19 protein-coding genes are annotated in these 18401 nt (G+C 72.3%); 10 read left to right on the forward strand and 9 right to left on the reverse strand.

What is annotated here, in order from left to right:
• The first annotated feature begins 183 nt into the window (after positions 1–183).
• Both ABZ404_RS21415 and ABZ404_RS21420 read left to right on the forward strand, forming a co-directional pair.
• Complete coding sequence (locus tag ABZ404_RS21415) at positions 184–1242, forward strand: isocyanide synthase family protein (protein WP_358834307.1); 1059 nt, start codon at positions 184–186, stop codon at positions 1240–1242.
• Between the two features lie 142 nt (positions 1243–1384).
• Entirely contained in the window at positions 1385–2497 is a 1113-nt protein-coding gene (locus tag ABZ404_RS21420; RefSeq protein ID WP_358834308.1) for an alpha/beta hydrolase-fold protein, read from the forward strand.
• Positions 2498–2522: 25 nt separating this feature from the next.
• Here the strand turns inward: ABZ404_RS21420 and ABZ404_RS21425 are convergent, their stop codons facing one another.
• Together ABZ404_RS21425 and ABZ404_RS21430 are read right to left on the reverse strand one after the other, a co-directional pair.
• A complete protein-coding gene (locus tag ABZ404_RS21425) occupies positions 2523–3344 on the reverse strand; it encodes an SDR family oxidoreductase (protein ID WP_358834309.1) in 822 nt (273 codons plus the stop codon).
• Between the two features lie 163 nt (positions 3345–3507).
• A complete protein-coding gene (locus ABZ404_RS21430) occupies positions 3508–4209 on the reverse strand; it encodes a transferase (RefSeq protein WP_358834310.1) in 702 nt (233 codons plus the stop codon).
• 90 nt (positions 4210–4299) lie between these two features.
• Here ABZ404_RS21430 and ABZ404_RS21435 point away from each other — a divergent pair, with 90 nt between their 5' ends.
• The gene (locus ABZ404_RS21435; protein WP_358834311.1) at positions 4300–5175 is read left to right on the forward strand and encodes a glycosyltransferase family 2 protein; all 876 of its coding nucleotides are present in this window, start codon (positions 4300–4302) and stop codon (positions 5173–5175) included.
• Here ABZ404_RS21435 and ABZ404_RS21440 read toward each other — a convergent pair.
• Entirely contained in the window at positions 5172–6260 is a 1089-nt protein-coding gene (locus ABZ404_RS21440) for an NAD-dependent epimerase/dehydratase family protein (protein WP_358834312.1), read from the reverse strand. The two genes, ABZ404_RS21435 and ABZ404_RS21440, sit on opposite strands and share 4 nt — an antisense overlap.
• A 244-nt stretch (positions 6261–6504) precedes the next feature.
• On the opposite strand from ABZ404_RS21440, the gene ABZ404_RS21445 reads away from it, so the two are divergent.
• The gene (locus ABZ404_RS21445; protein ID WP_358834313.1) at positions 6505–7839 is read left to right on the forward strand and encodes a tetratricopeptide repeat protein; all 1335 of its coding nucleotides are present in this window, start codon (positions 6505–6507) and stop codon (positions 7837–7839) included.
• A 133-nt stretch (positions 7840–7972) separates the two neighbouring features.
• Here the strand turns inward: ABZ404_RS21445 and ABZ404_RS21450 are convergent, their stop codons facing one another.
• Positions 7973–8518: a flavoprotein gene (locus ABZ404_RS21450; RefSeq protein ID WP_358834314.1), complete on the reverse strand. Its 546-nt coding sequence runs from the start codon at positions 8516–8518 to the stop codon at positions 7973–7975.
• Positions 8515–9753 (reverse strand): helix-turn-helix transcriptional regulator, encoded by a 1239-nt coding sequence (locus ABZ404_RS21455; protein ID WP_358990681.1) that lies wholly within the window; start codon positions 9751–9753, stop codon positions 8515–8517. The genes ABZ404_RS21450 and ABZ404_RS21455 overlap by 4 nt, the downstream gene beginning before the upstream one ends.
• Positions 9754–9842: 89 nt before the next feature.
• Between ABZ404_RS21455 and ABZ404_RS21460 the strand changes: the two genes are divergently transcribed.
• Both ABZ404_RS21460 and ABZ404_RS21465 read left to right on the forward strand, forming a co-directional pair.
• Positions 9843–10133: a hypothetical protein gene (locus ABZ404_RS21460; protein WP_358834316.1), complete on the forward strand. Its 291-nt coding sequence runs from the start codon at positions 9843–9845 to the stop codon at positions 10131–10133.
• Complete coding sequence (locus ABZ404_RS21465; RefSeq protein WP_358834317.1) at positions 10127–10660, forward strand: hypothetical protein; 534 nt, start codon at positions 10127–10129, stop codon at positions 10658–10660. The genes ABZ404_RS21460 and ABZ404_RS21465 overlap by 7 nt, the downstream gene beginning before the upstream one ends.
• A gap of 81 nt (positions 10661–10741) precedes the next feature.
• Here the strand turns inward: ABZ404_RS21465 and ABZ404_RS21470 are convergent, their stop codons facing one another.
• From ABZ404_RS21470 to ABZ404_RS21485, 4 genes are read right to left on the reverse strand one after another with little or no spacing between them, the layout of a single operon-like run.
• Positions 10742–11311 carry a transcriptional regulator gene (locus ABZ404_RS21470; protein ID WP_358834318.1) on the reverse strand — a complete coding sequence of 190 codons (570 nt, stop codon included), beginning with the start codon at positions 11309–11311 and terminating at the stop codon, positions 10742–10744.
• A gap of 1 nt (position 11312) precedes the next feature.
• Entirely contained in the window at positions 11313–13238 is a 1926-nt protein-coding gene (locus ABZ404_RS21475) for a helix-turn-helix domain-containing protein (protein ID WP_358834319.1), read from the reverse strand.
• Complete coding sequence (locus ABZ404_RS21480) at positions 13235–13567, reverse strand: helix-turn-helix transcriptional regulator (RefSeq protein ID WP_358834320.1); 333 nt, start codon at positions 13565–13567, stop codon at positions 13235–13237. Before ABZ404_RS21480 ends, ABZ404_RS21475 begins: the two co-directional genes overlap by 4 nt.
• 56 nt (positions 13568–13623) lie before the next feature.
• On the reverse strand, positions 13624–14418 hold the full coding sequence (locus tag ABZ404_RS21485) for an NAD(P)H-binding protein (RefSeq protein ID WP_358834321.1): 795 nt from the start codon (positions 14416–14418) through the stop codon (positions 13624–13626).
• 111 nt (positions 14419–14529) lie between these two features.
• On the opposite strand from ABZ404_RS21485, the gene ABZ404_RS21490 reads away from it, so the two are divergent.
• The 4 genes from ABZ404_RS21490 to ABZ404_RS21505 all read left to right on the forward strand — a co-directional run bounded on the left by ABZ404_RS21490 (position 14530) and on the right by ABZ404_RS21505 (position 18317).
• On the forward strand, positions 14530–15648 hold the full coding sequence (locus tag ABZ404_RS21490; RefSeq protein ID WP_358834322.1) for a sigma-70 family RNA polymerase sigma factor: 1119 nt from the start codon (positions 14530–14532) through the stop codon (positions 15646–15648).
• A 225-nt stretch (positions 15649–15873) separates the two neighbouring features.
• On the forward strand, positions 15874–16557 hold the full coding sequence (locus ABZ404_RS21495) for an HAD-IA family hydrolase (protein ID WP_358834323.1): 684 nt from the start codon (positions 15874–15876) through the stop codon (positions 16555–16557).
• Between the two features lie 146 nt (positions 16558–16703).
• A complete protein-coding gene (locus tag ABZ404_RS21500; RefSeq protein ID WP_358834324.1) occupies positions 16704–16904 on the forward strand; it encodes a hypothetical protein in 201 nt (66 codons plus the stop codon).
• Positions 16905–17021: 117 nt separating this feature from the next.
• Positions 17022–18317, forward strand: a complete 1296-nt coding sequence (locus ABZ404_RS21505; RefSeq protein ID WP_358834325.1) for a cytochrome P450 — start codon at positions 17022–17024, stop codon at positions 18315–18317.
• Positions 18318–18401 lie beyond the last annotated feature (84 nt).

An 18401-nucleotide genomic window follows, 5' to 3' on the forward strand; every position in this document is an offset into this window, starting at 1 on the left:
GGCGCCCGGCACACAACGGCCCGACCGCGCACGACCACCGCGCCTGACACCCGACCCCGGGGCCCGCCCCCTCCTCCCGTACGGCTACGGCTACGGCGCCCGGCACCCGGCCGAGGCGCCCCGCCGCCATGCCCGCGCGCCCCCGTACCGCGTGCCCCGCCCCTCACCCCACCTGGAGAACCCATGCCGCTGAAGACCGCCCCGAGCCCCCTCACCACGCCCCTGAGCGCCGCGATCCTCGACCTCCTGCTCCCCCACCACCGCACCACCGACCCCCACCCGCCCGGCCTCGACGCGTCGGCCTTCCCCCGCCAACTGCGCCGTATCCAGGCCTTCGTGGACACCGGAACACCCGTGGTCCTCACCCTCCCCGGCTTCCCCTGCAAGTCCCCCAACCCCGCCAAGGTGCTCGGCCACCTCCCCGACCAGGGCGAACGCCTCTCCCTGCGGTTCCTGGACGCCCTGTGCAGAGACATCGGCCGGATATACCCACCGGGTGCCCGGATCGTCATCTGCTCCGACGGCCATGTCTTCGGGGACCTCGTCCGCGTCCCCGACCACCACATCGACGCCTACGCCGACGAACTGCGCACCCTGATCGCCGCCGCCCGACTGGACCGGCTCTCCGTCTTCGACCTGCGCGACGCCCTGGGCGACACCCTGGGCGGCCTGCCGTACGAGGCACGGCGCGCCCACGTCCACGACCGCTACGCCCCGAGCGTGGACGCCCTGCGCGCCGAGGTCCGCAGCGACCCGCAGACCCTCGCCCTGTACCGGGGCATCACCCGCTTCCTGGTCGAGGACACGGCCGGTTTCACGGGGACGCGTTCCGCGCTGCAACGGGAGTGCCGCCAACGGGCGTACGGCGTGATCCAGCGCAGCCGCGCCTGGGGCGCCCTGATCGGCGAGCAGCACCCCGGAGCGGTGCGCCTGTCCATCCACCCGCAGCCGGTGGGCGCGGACAAGTTCGGTATCCGCCTCCTGGACGCGCCCGACGCCTGGACCACACCGTGGCACTCCAGCGCCCTGCGCCGCGCCGACGGCACCTGGACGCTGCTGCCCCGGGCGGCGGCGGCACGACTGGGCCGCCCGGTCCACCGGGACGGCCGCCCCAGCCACTTCGAGCAGAACGGGCAGAACGAGCAGGGCGCCGGAGCGACCGGAGCGACCGGGGCGAGGAAAGCGACCGGAGCGACCGAAGCGACCCGCCCCGGGAACGGATTGCCCCGGATCCGTATCTGACTGTCCGACACTGGACGTCCGACGGTCCGCGCAAGCGGAACGCCCGGACCCCTTCGGCTTCGGCATCGGCATCGGCATCGGCATCGGCCTCAGTTTCGGTTACGGCTTCGGTTTCGGCCTCGGCAGAGAGTTCGCACGGTTCATGGGTCTGACGAGTACCACCGTTCTGCTACTGGCCGTGGCCTGCACGGCGCTGCTGTTCGCCGCCACCGTCTGGCTGTGGCCGTTCCTGGCGCGGCGGGGGTGGATGCCGGTGCTGGGCAGGGTGGGCCTGGTCCTGACGATCCAGGTGCTCCTCTTCTCCTCGGTCGGCCTCGCCGCCAACAGGACGTTCCTCTTCTACGGCTCCTGGGCGGACCTGTTCGGGCGCCAGACCGGGGTGGGGGTGCTGGGCACGCAGGCCATCGGCAACCCTGGTGTGAAACTGGTGGCCCGGCAGGAGGTCGGTGTCCCGGGGGCCGGGTCGCCGCACCTGAGCGGCGAGGTGCAGAAGATCTCGGTGCAGGGCGAGCGGTCGCGGATCGTCAGCCCGGCGTACGTGTACCTGCCGCCGGAGTACTTCCAGAAGGAGTACGCGAACACGAGGTTCCCGGCGGCCGTCGTCCTCACCGGCTTCCCCGGCACCGCCGAGAACCTGCTCAAGGGGCTGCGGTACCCCAAGACGGCCTGGATGCAGGTCAAGCAGAAGAAGATGCGGCCGATGGTCCTGGTGATGATGCGGCCCACGGTGGCGCCGCCGCGCAACACGCAGTGCATCGACATCCCCGGCGGCCCGCAGACGGAGACGTTCTTCGCCAAGGACCTGCCGAAGGCCATCGCGGGGACGTTCCGGGTGGGCACCGCACCGCGCAACTGGGGCTTCATGGGCGACTCGACGGGCGGCTACTGCGCCCTCAAGCTCGCCCTCCAGCACCCCGAGGCGTACGCGGCGGGGGTGGGCCTGTCGGCCGACTACAAGGCCGAGGTGGACCGGGACTCCGGCGACCTCTTCCACGGCGACAGGCGCGAGGAGAAGCGCGCCGACCTCTTGTGGAGCCTGGACCATCTGCCGCAGGGCAACTCGTCCTTCCTGGTCACCACGTCCAAGCGCGGCGAGACCAACTACCGCGCCACCCAGCGGTTCATCGCGAAGGTGCGCGCCCCCGCCCGCGTCTCGTCGATCACGCTCGACACGGGCGGCCACAACTTCAACACCTGGCGGCGGGAGATCCCGCCGGCGCTGGCGTGGCTGAGCGGGAGGCTGGGGGGCGAGTGAGGGGCGGGGGCCGAAGACCGCCGGCTCACTCGCGGCCCCGCTCCCCGACCCGCTCGGCCCTTTCGACGCGCTCGACCCGCTCGACCCGCTCGACCCGCTCGGCGAGGAAGTCCTCCCAGGTCCGCGTACCGGTCACGGCGTGCTCCAGCGAGAGGTTGTCGCCCGCCCGGTAGGCGCGCCCCGCCTTGCCCGGCACCCGTACCGGCAGCAGGGGCCGCCGCTTGCCCCGGGCGCCGAGATACGTACGGGTCAGGTCCCGCATCCCGTACACCTCCGGCCCCGCCAGATCCGCCACCCGCCCGGCGGGCTCGCCCAGGGTCAGCTCGACGAGCCGGGCGGCGACCTCACGCGCGTCGACGGGCTGGAGGCGCATGCCCGGGACGGGGACCACCGGGAGCTTGGCCATCTTCTCCATCATGGTCAGCACCAGGTCGTGGAACTGGGCCGCCCGCAGCGTCGTCCACGGGATGCCGGACTCCTCGACGGCCCGCTCGGCGCCGAGCTTGGCCCGGAAGTAGCCGAGCGGGACGGTGTCGGCGCCGATGACGGAGATGTACACGAGGTGCTTGACCCCGGCGCGGGAGGCGGCCGCGACGAGGTTGCGGGTCGCCAGGTCGTCGCCCTTGGGCCCACCGGCCAGATGCAGCACGGTGTCGACCCCGTCCAGGGCGTCCTCGATCCCCGCCCCGGCGAGCAGATCACAGGCGACGTACGCGACACCGCTGTCGTCGCTCGGCCGCGCATTCCGGCTCAGCACCCGCACCTCGCGCCCGGCTCCCCGTACCAGGGGGACGACGAGCCGCCCGAGGGTGCCGGTACCACCGGTGACCAGGATGGGAGACGCCATGACCACACACTCCAGAACTCGCTCCACGTACCCCGCCCACTTCGAGCGGGGCGAGCCGCGCTTGGGGGCGGCTCTGCTTCTGTGAAACGTGGGGGTGGGGGAACGTGACACGATCCCGGAAGTTTTTTGTGCCAGGGGGGATCCTGGGTGGTGATGCGTCCCGTCATGTCGCGGTCGGGGCCACACGCCGCCTGTGGACGCGGGTCTGGGCGATGTGCGGCGCACTGACCGCATGGCGCTCGGGGACGATACGGGCTGCGAGGGTGACGCCACTGCCGATGCGGCAGTCGCGGCCGACGGCGACGCCTGGGCCGAGCGAGATGTTGTTCCCCGTCTGGGTCCCGTCGCCGATCAGGGCGCCGAATCGGGTGGTGCCACATCGGTAGAGACCCCAGTCGGCTCGCATGACGACTTCCCGGTCGGGGCGGCGCATGTTCTCGCACATGTTGATCGCGGCGACGGTGACGGACGCCGACAGGTGGACCCCCGCGCCGAGGATCGTGTGGTTGACGCCCACGCGGTGACCCAGGACCGTCCCCTCTCCGACGAAGGCCCGGGTCACCTCGCAGTTGAAGCCGATCAGAGCACCGTTCGCGAGGACCGAGCCCTTGCGGACGGTGGAGAACTCGTGCACTTGGACGTGGGATCCGACGATGACGTCATCGCCGATGATCGCTGTCGGGTGGATGTACGCGGTCGGGTGAACGCGTTGAGTGCCGAGGTGGGCCAGGGCAGCGGCATGCAGGCCGGGCCACCGGGCGAGGAAGTCGGCCAGGTCGTACACGGCGAGGTCGCCGTACGGGGTGGCGGCCAGGGCGCCCCTGCTGATCCCTCGGGTGTAGTCGGCCAAGTGGACGGAGGGCATGGCTGAGGTTCCTTCCGGGTGAACAGCGGCCCCGGCGCAGCCGCTAGCATCGCGGCTTCGGGGTACCGCCGAGGACGAAAGTGGAGCGTCGTGACGCGACCGCGTGTGGGTGTGGCCGTACTGACCATGGGCAACCGGCCCGCCGAACTGGCCGCTCTGCTGGACTCGGTCGCCGGACAGGACGAACCGGCGACCCGCGTCGTGGTCGTCGGCAACGGCTCGCCCCTGCCCGACCTGCCCGGCTGGGTGACGGCCTTCGAACTGGACGAGAACCTGGGCGTGTCCGGTGGCCGCAACGTGGCCATGGACCGGCTCCGCGCGTTCGCGGACGTGGACGTCCTGGTGGACCTCGACGACGACGGGCTGCTCGTGGACACGGACGTCTTCCGGCGGATCGCCGACCTGTACGAGCAGGAGCCGCGTCTGGGCATCGTGTCGTTCCGGATCGCGGACGAGGCCGGGCAGACACAGCGGCGGCACGTACCGAGGCTGCGGTCGTCCGATCCGATGCGGCGGGGCGAGGTGACCACGTTCCTCGGCGGCGGCCACGCGCTGTCCATGGCGATGCTGGAGCGGATCGGCGGCTGGCCGGTGGAGTTCTTCTTCACCCACGAGGAGACCGACCTGGCCTGGCGGGCCCTGGACGACGGATGGAAGATTCTCTACGAGCCCGCCCTGCTCCTCCAGCACCCCAGGACCAGTCCCGCCCGGCACGCCGTCTACCACCGGATGACCGCCCGCAACCGGGTCTGGCTGGCCAAGCGCCATCTGCCCGCCCCCCTCGTCCCGCTCTACCTCGGCACCTGGAGTGTCCTCACCCTGGCTCGTGCGCGATCGATCGGGGGTTTGCGGGCCTGGGCCGGCGGGTTCGCCGAAGGGATGCGTCAGCCGTGCGGCGAACGCCGGCCCATGCGGTGGTCGACGGTATGGCGGATGACCCGGCTCGGCCGTCCACCGGTCATCTAGGCGACGCGTTCGTCCAGCCATCGCGGGATCGCCTCAGGGGTCTTGCGTAACCATTCCACGTACCTGCGCACGCCGTCGGCGACGGCCACCTTCGGGGTCCAGCCGAGCATGGCCTGCATGCGCCGGGTGGCCGCGTAGCCGCCCAGCGGGTCACCCGGTGGCATGGGGGTCTCCAGGAACCGGGCGTTCGGACAGTGCTCGCGGACCAGCTCCGCGACCTCGCGAATGGTGGTCGCCACGCCCGTGCCGATGTTGACCGTCTCCGTGTGGGTCTGCGGCGACACCATCGCACGGATGGTCGCCTCGGCCACGTCGTCGACGTGGATCAGGTCGCGTACCTGGTGGCCGCCGCCGTTGAGGTGCAGCGGCAGGCCGAGTGCCGCGCGGGCAGCGAACCAAGCGACCACCCACGAATGGCTGCCGCGTTTGACGGTCTGCGGTTCTCCGTAGACGGAGAAGTAGCGCACGACCGTGTACGACGTGCCGACCGCACCGAGCGTGAGCGCGGTCTGCACCTCACCCCACGCTTTGGTGTTCGCGTACACCGACATCGGTCGCACGGCGGAGGTCCGCTCATGGAACTGGGGTGCGATGCGCCCGTACACGGACTCCAGGAGCTGGCGCATGGTCAGCAGCTGCGGATCGTGGGTGTCCTCCGGGTTCCCGTCGCCGTACACGCTCGCGGAGGAGACATACACGAGGCGTCGGATGCGCTCGCTGGCACTGACGGCGTCCAGGAGCACCTGAGTGCCGGTGATGTTGGTGTCGATGGCCGTACGGGGCTGTCGAGTGCAGGAGGCGACGTCGGCGAGGGCCGCCGCGTGGATCACGTAGTCGCATTCGGGCACGAGGCGGTCGACGACGGCCCTGTCCCGTACATCTCCGGTGATCACGTCGGGGCCGCTCGTGTCGATGCCGAACAGGTCGCGGTAGACGTGCGACGGATAGGCATCCAGCGTGCACAGGACGAGGGGACGGGCGCCGAGCGCGCGCAGGCGTGCAGCTATGCGGGAACCGATGAGTCCGGCCCCGCCGGTGATCAGGACAGTGCGGTCCGCCAGCTGGGCGAGGTGTGTTCGCGTCACGAGTGTCTCCGTTACGAAAGGTGAGGAGGACCGCGGCGACCCGCTTCAGTGGTGCAGGTCCTCGCGCAGGCGGCCGCGTCGTCACCACCGGGACAGGAGAGCCACGGCACTCGAGCCGTACCACCCGGTGGCGAATTCGAGTCAACTGCCTGCTTCCACAGGCGAACAGGACCCACGATGTAACCCCGCGTCATCCCGCGTAACCCAGCCCTGGGTGCTCCCGTCCAGAAGGGACCTGCCGGCGATGGACCAGGCACGGAACGACATCGCGCGTCGCATCCGGCAGGCGTGCGCGGAGCGCGGGTGGGGACCTTCCAAGCTCGCCCGCGCGCTCGGACTCGCTGCCCGGCGGGGTCCTGACGGCATGTCCCGCCAGTACGCCCGGAAGCTGATGGTCGGGGAGCGGACCCCGGACTGGTGGCTCCCCTACGTGATCCAGGTCCTGGACTTGGAGTCGGAGCAGGTCGCACAGACCACGGTGTCGATCGACCCCGTGGTCGATACCGTGGCTTCAGTGCTGGCTCTCGGGAGGAGCGACGTGGACCGCAGGGACTTTCTTGCCACTTCCAGCGGCGCAGCCTTGTCCCTGCTCGGCGTGCCGGACCCCGAGGCCATCACACGTCGAGTGCGCGAATCCTCTCCCACTGCCGTCCGGGTCGGTCACGGGGAAGTCTCCGCGATCCTCCGCATGGTCAGGACTCTGGGCGACACCGCGGCCGAATACGGCGGCGGTCACGTCAAGAAGATCGCCATCGACTACCTCACCGGCAGCGCCGGTCCCTGGCTGGACGGCCGCTACACCGAGGCGACCGGGCAGCAGCTGTACGCCGCCGCCTCCCAACTCTCCCATCTCATCGGCTGGATGGCCCAGGACGAGGGCGACGACGCCGGGCATCAGGCCCTCGCCCGGCACTACTATGCCCATGCCTACCGTCTCGCGGACGAATCAGGCGAGCCGGAACTCGCGGCCACTGCTCTGCGCGGGCTGACCGTGCAGGCCATCGCTCTCGGCCCCAAGTACCGTGCGGAGGCGCTTGCCCTGTCGGAGAAGTGCATGAGTTACGCCCGGAACCTCGACGCTCCCCGGGCGATCGCCTACTACGAGTCGACCCTGGCCGAGGCCGCCGCTCTCAACGGCGACCACCGGCTCGCCACCAGGTCGCTCTCCGCGTCCCAGACCCACATCGAACGTACGGTCTCTACACCGACCGGCGACTCCTGGGCCTCCCACTTCACGATCGGCCGCTGGGCCTACGCCTCCGGAACCATCCTTGCCAGAATGGGCGATCTGACCGGTGCCCGAGAACAACTCCACACCGCCTTGGAAATCCACGGTCTCGACCGTCGCCGCTCCCGCGCGGCCGTGCTCGGGCACCTGGGGGAGATCCACCTCCAGCAGGGCGATCTCGACGGCGCCCTCAGCGCCTGGACCGAGTTCCTGGACTGCGCCGAGGGCGTCCAGTCGGTGCGCATCCGCGATGCCGCCGAAGACCTGCGCGTACGGCTGGCACGCCACCAGCACGTGCCGGAAGCCCGCGAACTGTCCCAGCGGGCCTTTGTCCTTCTGAGCCGGCAATAGTGGCCCACCGTCGAGACACTGGAGACGCAGCGCAGGCCCGATCATGCGGGCTCGATAGCGGCGCGGAGTACGCGCCCAGGAGTCCGCCGTGCGTGGCGTGAGCCGGGCAAGGCGGCCTGCGCCCGGGCACCCCCTATCCGGGAAGGGCTTCGATCGCGGCTTGCCACGGGTAGGTGTCAAGGTCGCCATGCCGGGGCCGGTGGGGGATGAAGCCTCCCTCCCCCAGCAGCACCGTCACCCCGGCCTCGCGCAGCACCTCGATGTGGCGCGGGATCGCGGGATGCGCACCTTGGGCGCTGTTCCAGTGGGGCAGTGCGACGGTCGGCACGCCGAGCCCGATGCCCTCGGTGATGAGCCCCAGCGCGAGGGTGTCACTGACGGCGGTGGCCCACTTGGCAAGGGTGTTGGAGGTCAGCGGGGCGACGAGGAGGGCGTCGGGTGGCGGCAGCACATCGGCCTGCGACGGCAGCTTGTACTGGTGGCGTACAGGGTGGGCAGTGAGTGCTTCGAGGGCTGCGATCTCCCCATGGGAGTCCTCGGTGGCCCACCGGTACGCGGACGGCGTGAGGATCACGCAGACGTCCCAGCCCGCCTGCTGGGCAGCACGGACGGGGATGTCGAGGTGCCTTGCGGGCGGCGCCGCGCAGGCGATCAGATAGAGGATCCGGGTCTTGGTCACCCGGGCAGTCCACAGCGATCGGCAAGACCGCGCAAGCGGCCCTCGGCGCTGCCGGTGCCCAGCAGACGCAGATCTTCGACGAGCCCACGTGTCCGGGGTCGGCACCGGACTTCCTCGGGGGCCAGGCGCTCCGCCTCGAGCAACGTGGCGACTGCCTGCTCACCGAGTCCCGCCTGTTTCTCGCCCATAGCCCGATCGGTCAGCAGATGCGCCCGGCGCTCCGGCGGCAGCCCGTTGTAGGCGTCAGCCGGGATACCCACGGCCACGGCCACCGCGTCGGCGCCCTCGGAGAGCTGGACATGCGCAGCAACCCGGTAGAGCTGCACGTTCGTCGGGCCGAAGGAGGTCCAGAGCCTGTTGTCGTCATGCCCGAGGTGTTCGGCGTGCTCGGCAGCCTCGGCAAGGTGGTCCGGCACCGCACGAGCCAGCACGGCGGAGTGGCGGTCATCCGCTTCGGCAGCGGCGGCCTGGGCCATCGCCGCCTTAAGGAACAGCATCCCCAGCACACTCAGTCCGTCCGGGCCGCGCCGCAGAAGCTCGTCCTGGAGCCGGTCGGCGGCTGCCGTGACGAAGGCGACCGCTTTGGCTGCCTGGCCGTGGTTGGTCATCGCGTCGGCCAGATGCCGCGCGGCGGACGCCATGACAACGGCGTCTTCGGACCGCTCGGCGGCAGCGACCGCCCGGTGCCCCGCCAGCACGGCGGTTTCGGTGTCGCCCCACTTGATCAACGCTGCCTCGGTGAGTTCCAAGGACAGCGAGAGCAGCCGGAACGCCTCCAACTGAGCGTCACCGCGATAGTGATGGGCGGCCTGGGACGCATCGACGAGAAGCGCGGGAAGCAACGTGCCCAGCTGGGCGAAATGCCCGTGCTGAAAACCGTTGCGCGCGTGCACAAGTGCCCGGCTCAACAACGCGACCGGCACCGGTTCGTGGTCACAGTCGCCCCGTGCCCCGGTGATGACATCGTGCCGGTGCAAGGCGGCCCGTACCGCGTCGAGTTCGTTCTGCCCAGCGCACCCCACGGTTTCGTCACCGAGCAGCCTGTCCACAGTGATCCCGAGCTTGGACGCCGCGAGAAGCATCACCGACAGCTGAGGATTCGCCTGGACCCGCCCGGCCTCCAACTCTTCCACCCATCGTAGGGATTTCCCCATCAACGCGGCGAAGTGCGCCTGCGTCATACGACGCCGGCCCCGCCAATACGCGACCCGACGGCCGAACTGGAAGCCGCTCATGGACTCACTCATGCAAATCTCCGGTCCGGAGCGAGAACCCACAGGATGCCTGTGGCCTCCCCCCGGTATACCGCGCTTACGGTCCCGTCATGGCCGATTCCAAGAACTGTCCCCGAACCGGGCCGGTGGTGGACCGCCACCACACCGGCGGCGGGCTTGATCGCCGCTCCGTCATCGCCGGCGCCGCGGCTGGCGCACCCGCCCCTCCCCACGAGCCCGGCGACCCGGCCCAGTACCGCCCCTGCGAGGTCTGCCACGAGCCGGGGGCCGACACCGTCGTTCGGCTGTTCGTCGCCGACGGCACCGGCGGTGCCCGCTCCAGCTACGCGCACCGCGGCTGTGCCGGGGCGAGCGAGGCCGGGGTGAGCGCGCCGTGCTGAACCCGACCCGCCGGGCCGTCACCGAGTGGCTCGCCTCCGCGCACCCCGTACCCGCCCAGGCCCGGCGGGAGTTCGACGTGGGCATCGCCCTGGTGCCGACGGGGGTGCGGTTCGACGCGGTCCGCCTGCCCGCCGCGGTCGTCCACGCGGCCGCCGGGAGCGAGGACCCGGACGCCGTGGCCGCCTTCCTCGCCCGGGCGCTGGGGGACGGGGCCGTCATCCACGACGCGTACGGCGTCGGCGTCTGGTACTACGCCCTCGTCCCGCCGGGCACACACAGCCACTGGCAGGTGCCCGGCGCCGAGTGCCTGGGGCCCGGGACCTGGCTGGGCGTGCCCCGCCCGGACCTGACCGCGCGGCCCGGCCCGCACTGGGCCCTCCCGCCCGGGGCCGTGGGCACCGTATGCACGGTCGACGCCGTCACCGACCTCGGGCAGGACAGGCTCGGGGGGACGCCGAGCCCGCCGGGGCCGGTCCACGAGCACACCGCGCCCGCGCCCCGGCCAGCCCCGGGCATCACCCCGTGACTCCCCGGGCCCGCGCCCGGGCCGACCCGAGGCACCACCCCGTGACTCCCTGCGCCGACCCGGGCACCACCCCCTGCCCCCTTACGCCGCGAACCCCACATTCGTCACATACTCGTACTGCCCCCACTGCGACCCCAGGTCCTCGATGACGTCCGTCCACGCCCCGTCCAGCGCCTCCGCGTCCGCCTCGGCCCAGGCCGCCACGATGCGGTCCCAGCGGCGGACGTTCATCGTGCGGTACTCCACCATCCGCTGGCGCGGGCGCGGGACCTGGGACTGGTTGAGGGGGTGGAGCTCCACGCGGGTGCCGCCCGCCGCGTTGAGGCGGCGCAGCAGGTGGCGGGCCACGTTGTGGCGGCGGACCGTCCAGTACGCGCGGTCGATGCGCTCCAGGTTCGCCGCCGTGGGGGTGCGTCGGCCCGCCAGCCAGGCCTTGACCGTACGGTCGGTGACGGTCAGGCCCGCCTCCCGCGCCGCAGCCCACGCGTGCGGCGTACGCGTCAGGTAGTGCAGCCGCGCCATCAGGCCGCGCTTGACCGTCACCGGCGTCGCGATGCCGCCCGCGAGGGAGTCCAGGACCCGGGACACCGCCTCGCTGCCCTTGACGCCGCGCGCCCCGTACTTGCCGAACTCCTGACTGTGCTCCGGCACTTCAGCCCTCCTCGCCCTGCTCGGCCCGCTCGCCCTGCTCGGCCCGCTCGCCCTGCTCGGCCCGCTCGCCCTGGTCGGCCGGGTCGCCCGCCGTGTACGTGTCCTTGACCTTGACCTCCGTCACGCCCCGGCCCTCCGCGAACACCGCACGCCAGTCGCCGATCACATGGAGCTCGTCGGTGCCCATCGCCCGTACCACCGTCAGCCCCTCGTCGTGCGCCTTGTACGCCTTCATCCAGAGGTTGGCGAACGCCTGGGAGCGGATGATGTGCATCCAGTCCGGACGGTACAGCTCCCTGTTGTAGTTGGACTCGCCCATCGTGGAGACGAACTTGGAGTACATCGCCTTCACGTACTCCAGTGTCACCTCGTCCCCGTCCGCGAGCGCCGCGTCCCGCGCGTCCTTGAGGGCGATACGGAACTTCTCCAGCAGGTTCTCCGTCGCCCCGGACGTGAACGACTCGTGGATCTCGGGAGGTTCGCACAACCCGTAACGCGGTCCCGACAGGCGCTGCAACAGCCGCAGGGTCGGCTCGGTCACCCACAGCGGGCCCGGCTCGTCGCGGTTGCCGATCGGGTTGGGCAGGACGTCCTCGTGCTCCCACACCGGCGGCGTGATCAGATGCACGCCCGCCCGGCGCCGGTCGTGCGCGAAGCCCGTGGAATGTTCCAGCTGCCCCAGCGGCAGATGGGTCTTCAGCGCGGAGAGGTACGCGCCGTTGATGTCCAGCGCCGTCACCTCGTGCTCACCCGGGGGCAGCGCGTGCCGCGTCCACTTGGGGCGCGCCTCCCAGATCTGGTCGGCGCCCTTCGCCGTCTGCTTGCGCAGCACGTCCGGGATCCACGGGTGGGCGATGATGTCGTAACGGGCGCCCTTGCGCGTCTCGTCCAGCAGCCGCATCGCGTCCGGGATCGCCCGCTTGACCAGCGCGGCCGTCGCCGCGTCCACATCGCCCCGGTGCTCGGCGAGCGCCGCGCGCACGGCCTGCACGACCAGGTCCGAGGGTTCGGGACGGGCGGCCTGGAAGGCCCGGCGGGTGGGGGGCTTGGGGGACTGGGACTGCGACTGGGGGGACTTGGGGCGCTCGGCGGACGCGGAAGCATCCGGTTGCCGGTTCGTGCGGGGTGCGGGGGGCGGGGTGGAGGCGGCGCTGCCGTTCTCCTTACGAGCAGGGGTACGCGTACGAGAGGAAGCGGGCTGGGCCGTCGCCGCCGCCGGGCCTGCGGGAACCGGCTCGGCCACCGGAGCCCGCACACCCGGAGCGGCCGCAGCCCCCGCACCCGAAGCCGCCGCAGCACGCGCGTCCGGAGCCACGGGAGCCGGCATGCCCGGAGCCGCCGCACCCTGCCCGTGCGGAACCACGGGAGCCTGCGCGTCCGGAGCCGCCACACCCTTAGCGCCCCCGGACACCGCCTCCCCGCACTCCCCCGGATCCAGGTGCTGCGCGAACCCCGCCACCCGCTGCCGGGCCGGACGCCCGCACAGCACGCACGGCTCGGGCACGACGAGCTGCTCGACGTCCTCGATGTCCTCGATGTCCTCGATGTCCTCGGCGGCCTCAGCTACTTCCGTGCCCTCCATGCCCTCGGCACCGCCCAGCCCGCCCGAAGCGTCGCCGCCCCCGCCCTCACCCGCAGGCACGGCTTCCGCCTCCGCCTCCGTCTCGGACTGCTCCTGTCCGTACTCCTCCAGCCGCTCCCGCAGCCCCTCCAGCAGATACGCGTACCGCGTGCGCACCTCGCCCGACGGGTCGCGGCCGGTCTCCCAGCCCGTCACCGTCGACGGGCTGACCCCGAGCGCACGGGCGACCTGCGCCTTCGACAAGCGCGCCGCCTCGCGCAGCCGCAGGCGCTCCTCGGGCGGCACGAGCGCGGCCTCGGGCCCGACCGAGGCGAGCAGCGAGTCGATCGCGTCGAAGTCGCTCACCGTCCCGCCACCCCGTCCCTCACGTTCACCTTCACGTTCACGTTCGCGTTCGCGTTCCGCCCGCTCCTGCCGCCGCCGCGCCGCGTCCCGGCCGGCAGCGCCTCGCACGCCCGGGTCGGGCCGGCCAGCAGGTCCAGCGGGCCGATCCCATAGTGCGCGGCCAGTACGTCGCAGTCGCGCAGGCTCCACGCGGTGGTGCCCGCCTGACGGCGCGACACCTGGGTCTGCGTCAGGCCCAGTACCTCGGCCAGATCCCGTTGCGACTGGCCCGTCGCCTGCATCAGCGCCGCGACCGTCAGCCGCAGCGACTCCTCCAACCCCAGTCCCATACGCCCCACCCTACCAACCGGTGATGCGTTTTCCGCATGGGGCGGAGGGATAGGGACTAGCCCAGTCGTTCGGCGAGGAAGTCCTCCCAGGTGCGCTCGCCCAGCACGGCGGTGCCGTCCAGGGAGAGGTTGTCGCCCGCCCGGTAGGCGCGCCCCGCCTTGCCCGGCAGGGGCACCGGGACCAGCAGCCGGCGCGTGTCGCGGGCTTGGAGGTACGTACGGATCAGGTCCCCCATCTCGTACACCTTCGGCCCCGCCAGGTCCGGCGCCTGCCCGGTCGGGTCCCCGAGGGTCAACTGCACCAGCCGGTCCGCCACATCGCGCGCGTCGACCGGCTGGAAGCGCAGGCCCGCCGGAACGGGGACGACCGGCAACCGGGCCATTTTGCGGCACATCAGCAGGATCAGGTCGTGGAACTGGGCCGCGCGCAGGGCCGTCCACGGGATGCCCGACGTCCGCACCGCCTGTTCGGCGTCCCTCTTCGTACCGAACCAGCCCAGCGGGACGCGGTCCGCGCCGATGACCGAGATGTACACGAGGTGGCGGACCCCGGCCCGTGAGGCGGCGCCGGCCAGGTTGCGGGTGGCCTCGTCGTCGCCCTTGGGGCCGCCGGCCAGGTGCAGCACGATGTCGGCGCCCTCGACGGCGAGGTCGATGCCCTCGGGCCGCAGCAGGTCGGTGGCGACGTACTCGACGCCGTCGGCGTCCGCGCGGTCGGCGTCCGCGCGGTCGGCGTCCGCGCGGTCGTGGCGGCTGAGGACGCGCACGCGGTGCCCCGCGTCCAGCAGGCGCGGCACGACGTGACCGCCGAGCGTGCCCGTGCCACCGGTGACCAGGATCGTTGACGTCATCCCTGCTGCTCCTCGGTTCGTTGGACTCCCCCGGGTAGATGAGCAGGTCCACGGTGATCTACTTCTCTGACACACCGCGCGCGGGCGAGGGGGACCGGAGGAATGCGGCCGATGGACGAGCAGCACGAGACGCACAGCGACAGCCGGAACGAACCGGGGGCGGAGGCACAGGCGCAGATACCGACGCAGGCACCGGCTCCGGCATCTGCACAGACGCAGGCACCGGCTCCGGCATCTACACAGACGCAGGCACCGGCTCCGGTACGGGCGCAGCCACAGACCGAGGCGCAGCCCCAGACACAGCCCCACGCACCGACACCGGCGCAGACCCAGGCGCTGACCGAGCGCTTCGAGCAGGACCGTTCCCATCTGCGCGCGGTCGCCTACCGCATGCTCGGCTCCCTCAGCGAGGCCGAGGACGCCCTCCAGGACGCCTGGCTGCGCGCGAGCCGCGCCGACATCGCCGAGGTCGAGAACCTCGGCGGCTGGCTGACCACGGTCGTGGCGCGGGTGTGCCTGAACATGCTCCGCACCCGCCGCACCCGGGGCGAGGACCCGCTGGAGGCGGCCGGACCCGACGCGGAGTTCGGCCCCGGCGCTCCCACCGGCGCCCCCGACGACACGAGCCGCCCCGACCCCGAGCGGGAAGCGGTGATGGCCGACTCCGTCGGGCACGCGCTGCTCGTCGTCCTCGACACGCTCTCCCCGGCGGAGCGCCTCGCCTTCGTCCTGCACGACATGTTCGCCGTACCGTTCGACGAGATCGGCCCGATGATCGAGCGGACCCCGGCCGCCGCCCGCCAGCTCGCCAGCCGCGCCCGCCGCCGCGCCCGGGGTGCCACGCCCGCGCCCGGCCCGGACCCCTCGCGCGGACGCCGGCTCGCCGAGGCCTTCCTCGCCGCCACCCGCGACGGCGACTTCGAGGCCCTGGTCACCCTGCTCCACCCCGACGTGGTCCTGCGCGCCGACAAGGCGGTCGTGCCCAGTGCCGAGCCCATCTTCCTGGGCGGCGCGGTCACCGTCGCCAAGGCGGCGATGGCGGCGGTGGGCCGCGCCCGCTTCACCGGGGTTGCCCTGATCGACGGGGCCGCCGGCCTCGCCATGGCCCCCTTCGGCCGCCTGCGCGTGGTGCTCCGCTTCACGGTCGTGGACGGGATGATCAGCGAGATCGACGTCGTGGCGGAGCCGGACCGTCTGCGGGAGCTGGAGATCGCGGTGGCGGACGCCTGAGGGTGCGGGGCGGCTGGGCTCGCGGGGGGGCTGCGCACACGCCACCTGACCCCACACGCCACATGGCCAACGCGCCAACTGGCCGCACACGGCAACGGGCTGCACACGCCACTGGCCGGCACACGGCACCCGGCGCACGGCGGGACAGCGGGACAGCGGGACAGCGGGACGGCCCCGGAGCCGTCCCGCCCCACCGCCCCACCGCCCCGGCTAGGCTCACCGATCATGCATCTCTCGGCCGACGCCCTCCTCTTCGACAGCGACGAGACCCTCGTCTCCAGCATGCGTTCGGTCGTACGGGCGTGGACCGGCTGGGCCGCCTCGTACGGCATGACGCTCCAGGACGTCGCCCGCGTCGAGGTGCACGGCCGCCCGGCCGCCGCGATCGTGGCCGAGCTGCTTCCGGCCGATCAGGTCGCACGGGCCGTGGCCCGTCTGCAGGACGCGGAGGTCGCCGACGCGCTGGCGGGCGGCGTCGAGCCCGTCCCCGGCGCGCCCGCCCTCCTCGCCCAGCTCCCCCCGGACCGCTGGGCGGTGGTGACGTCCGGCACGCGCCGGGTGGCCGAGGCCCGCCTCGGCGGGGTCGGCATCCACCCCCGCCACCTGGTCACGGTCGACGACATCACCCACCACAAGCCCCACCCCGAGCCGTTCCTCCTGGCGGCCGAACGCCTGGGCGTCGACCCGGCCCGCTGCGTGGTCGTCGAGGACGCCCCCGCCGGCCTGGCCTCGGGCCGGGCGGCCGGAATGACGACGATCGCCCTGACCAGGACCCACCCGGCCCACGAACTCGACGCGGACCTCACGATCGAGGACCTCACCTCCGTATCCGTCCGGGTGACGCCCACGGGTCTGGAGATCACTGTCGGCAGCCCCGCGCAAACCGACGCGGATCCCACCCGCGCGTAAAGGCCCGGGAATTGGGCGGCCGTCCCGCGGGCGTGCCTTCTTCCCCGCCGCGGGCGTGCCCTCTTCCCGGTTATCGCGTTGATACGGACATGAATGTCAGTCGAGTTCTCAGTACCGCGATCGCAGGGTCGGCGTTGGTGGCCGCAATGGCGCCTTCCGCTCAGGCGCTCGACATCGGCCGGACCATCAGCGGTGCCGCGCTCACGGCCAGCGCCGCCGGGCGGCAGGTGAAGCCGGTGACCGAAGGGGTGGTCGGGCGCAATCTGGACAAGCGGGTGAACGCCGCCAAGAAGGCGGTCAAGGCCGGCAGCGACGCCGTCGAAGCCGGGCGCGAGCTGACGAGCTGACGAGCTGACCGGACCCGGGCAGTGTGTGACGAGACGCGCCCCTGCCTTCCTCCGCCCCCGGGAATTCCTCCCGAGGGCGGACTTTCCTTTTGTGCGACTTTCATGGCGGGTGGGACATTGTCCGTTGACAGGGACAGCGCGGACCGTAAGGGCGGGGCCGGGTGCGATCTCGCGGACCCCGCGTTCTGGGCGCTCCCCCGCGAGCACCGCCTGGAAGCCTTCGCCCGGCTGAGGCAGTTGGAGCGGCCCGCCTACTTCGTCGAGCGGGCCGCCGGCCGTGGGCGGCCCGAGCGCGGGTTCTACGCCCTGGTGCGCCACGCCGACGTCGTCGGGGCCAGCCGGCAGGCCGAGGTGTTCGCCAGCGCCCCCGGGGCCACCGCGCCCGAGCCGCCCCGCTGGGTACGCGCGGTGTTCGGGGACTCCATGGTCAACCTGGACGGGCCGCGCCACGCCCAGTTGCGCCGGGTCGTCTCGCGCGCCTTCACCCCTCGCGTCCTGGCCGACGCCGAGCACGGCATCCGCGAGCTCGCCGCCCGTATCGTCGACGACCTGGTGGCCACCGGGGCCGACGAGTTCGTCTCGGCCGCCGCCTCGCGCATGGCCTTCGAGGTCATCTGCGACATGCTCGGCGTGCCCGAGCCGGGCCGCGTCGAGATCGCCCGCCAGGTCGACCGGGCCTCCGAGAACGCCGGTGTCGCCCGTACGCTGCGGGCCCGTGTCCGGGTGCCCGGGCGCGGGCTGCGGGCGCTGGCCCGGATGCAGCTGACCGTCGCGGCACTCGGCCGCGAGCGGCGCCGACGGCCCACCGGGGACCTCATCTCCGCCCTGGTCGCCGCCGACGTGGACGGACAGGGCCTGAGCACCCGTCAGCTGGGCTCGTTCTTCTCGCTGCTCATGGTCGCGGGCGTGGAGACCACCCGTAACGCCATCGCCCACGCGCTCGCCCTGCTCACCGACCACCCCGAGCAGCGCGAACTGCTCACCGGCGACTTCGAGCGCTACGCGGACGGGGCCGTGGAGGAGATCGTCCGCTTCTCCACCCCCATCATCCAGTTCCGCCGCCATGTGACGCGCCCTCACGTCCTGGGCGGGCAGGCGTTCGTCCCCGGCGACCGGGTGATGCTGCTGTACGCCTCCGCCAACCGCGACGAGGCCGTCTTCGACCGCCCGGACGTCTTCGACATCACCCGCAAGCCCAACCCGCACCTCGGGTACGGGGGCGGCGGCCCGCACTACTGCCTCGGCGCCCATCTGGCCCGCGTCGAGATCAAGGCCCTGCTGCGCGAACTGCTGAGCCGCCCGCTCGCCCTGCGGGCCGTGGGGGTGCCCGAGCTGGGGCACTCCAACTTCGACAACCGCGTACGGGCCCAGCGCTGCGCCTTCACGGCCGAGGAGAGCCGCGCGACGCGCTGACCCCGTGAACCCGGCACATCCCGTGCGTCCCGCACACCCCGCACACCCGAACAGATCATCCGACTTGCGCTAGACGGGTTGCCG

The sequence above is a fragment of the Streptomyces sp. NPDC005878 genome (assembly GCF_040629815.1).
Lineage (GTDB): Bacteria > Actinomycetota > Actinomycetes > Streptomycetales > Streptomycetaceae > Streptomyces.

What these genes read in the sequence shown, in the direction of transcription:
- ABZ404_RS21415 (WP_358834307.1), top strand. Translation starts at nt 184, where the DNA reads ATGCCGCTGAAGACCGCCCCGAGCCCCCTCACCACGCCCCTGAGCGCC.
- ABZ404_RS21420 (WP_358834308.1), top strand. Translation starts at nt 1,385, where the DNA reads ATGGGTCTGACGAGTACCACCGTTCTGCTACTGGCCGTGGCCTGCACG.
- ABZ404_RS21425 (WP_358834309.1), bottom strand. Translation starts at nt 3,344, where the DNA reads ATGGCGTCTCCCATCCTGGTCACCGGTGGTACCGGCACCCTCGGGCGG.
- ABZ404_RS21430 (WP_358834310.1), bottom strand. Translation starts at nt 4,209, where the DNA reads ATGCCCTCCGTCCACTTGGCCGACTACACCCGAGGGATCAGCAGGGGC.
- ABZ404_RS21445 (WP_358834313.1), top strand. Translation starts at nt 6,505, where the DNA reads ATGGACCAGGCACGGAACGACATCGCGCGTCGCATCCGGCAGGCGTGC.
- ABZ404_RS21455 (WP_358990681.1), bottom strand. Translation starts at nt 9,753, where the DNA reads ATGAGCGGCTTCCAGTTCGGCCGTCGGGTCGCGTATTGGCGGGGCCGG.
- ABZ404_RS21460 (WP_358834316.1), top strand. Translation starts at nt 9,843, where the DNA reads ATGGCCGATTCCAAGAACTGTCCCCGAACCGGGCCGGTGGTGGACCGC.
- ABZ404_RS21480 (WP_358834320.1), bottom strand. Translation starts at nt 13,567, where the DNA reads ATGGGACTGGGGTTGGAGGAGTCGCTGCGGCTGACGGTCGCGGCGCTG.
- ABZ404_RS21485 (WP_358834321.1), bottom strand. Translation starts at nt 14,418, where the DNA reads ATGACGTCAACGATCCTGGTCACCGGTGGCACGGGCACGCTCGGCGGT.
- ABZ404_RS21490 (WP_358834322.1), top strand. Translation starts at nt 14,530, where the DNA reads ATGGACGAGCAGCACGAGACGCACAGCGACAGCCGGAACGAACCGGGG.
- ABZ404_RS21495 (WP_358834323.1), top strand. Translation starts at nt 15,874, where the DNA reads ATGCATCTCTCGGCCGACGCCCTCCTCTTCGACAGCGACGAGACCCTC.
- ABZ404_RS21500 (WP_358834324.1), top strand. Translation starts at nt 16,704, where the DNA reads ATGGCGCCTTCCGCTCAGGCGCTCGACATCGGCCGGACCATCAGCGGT.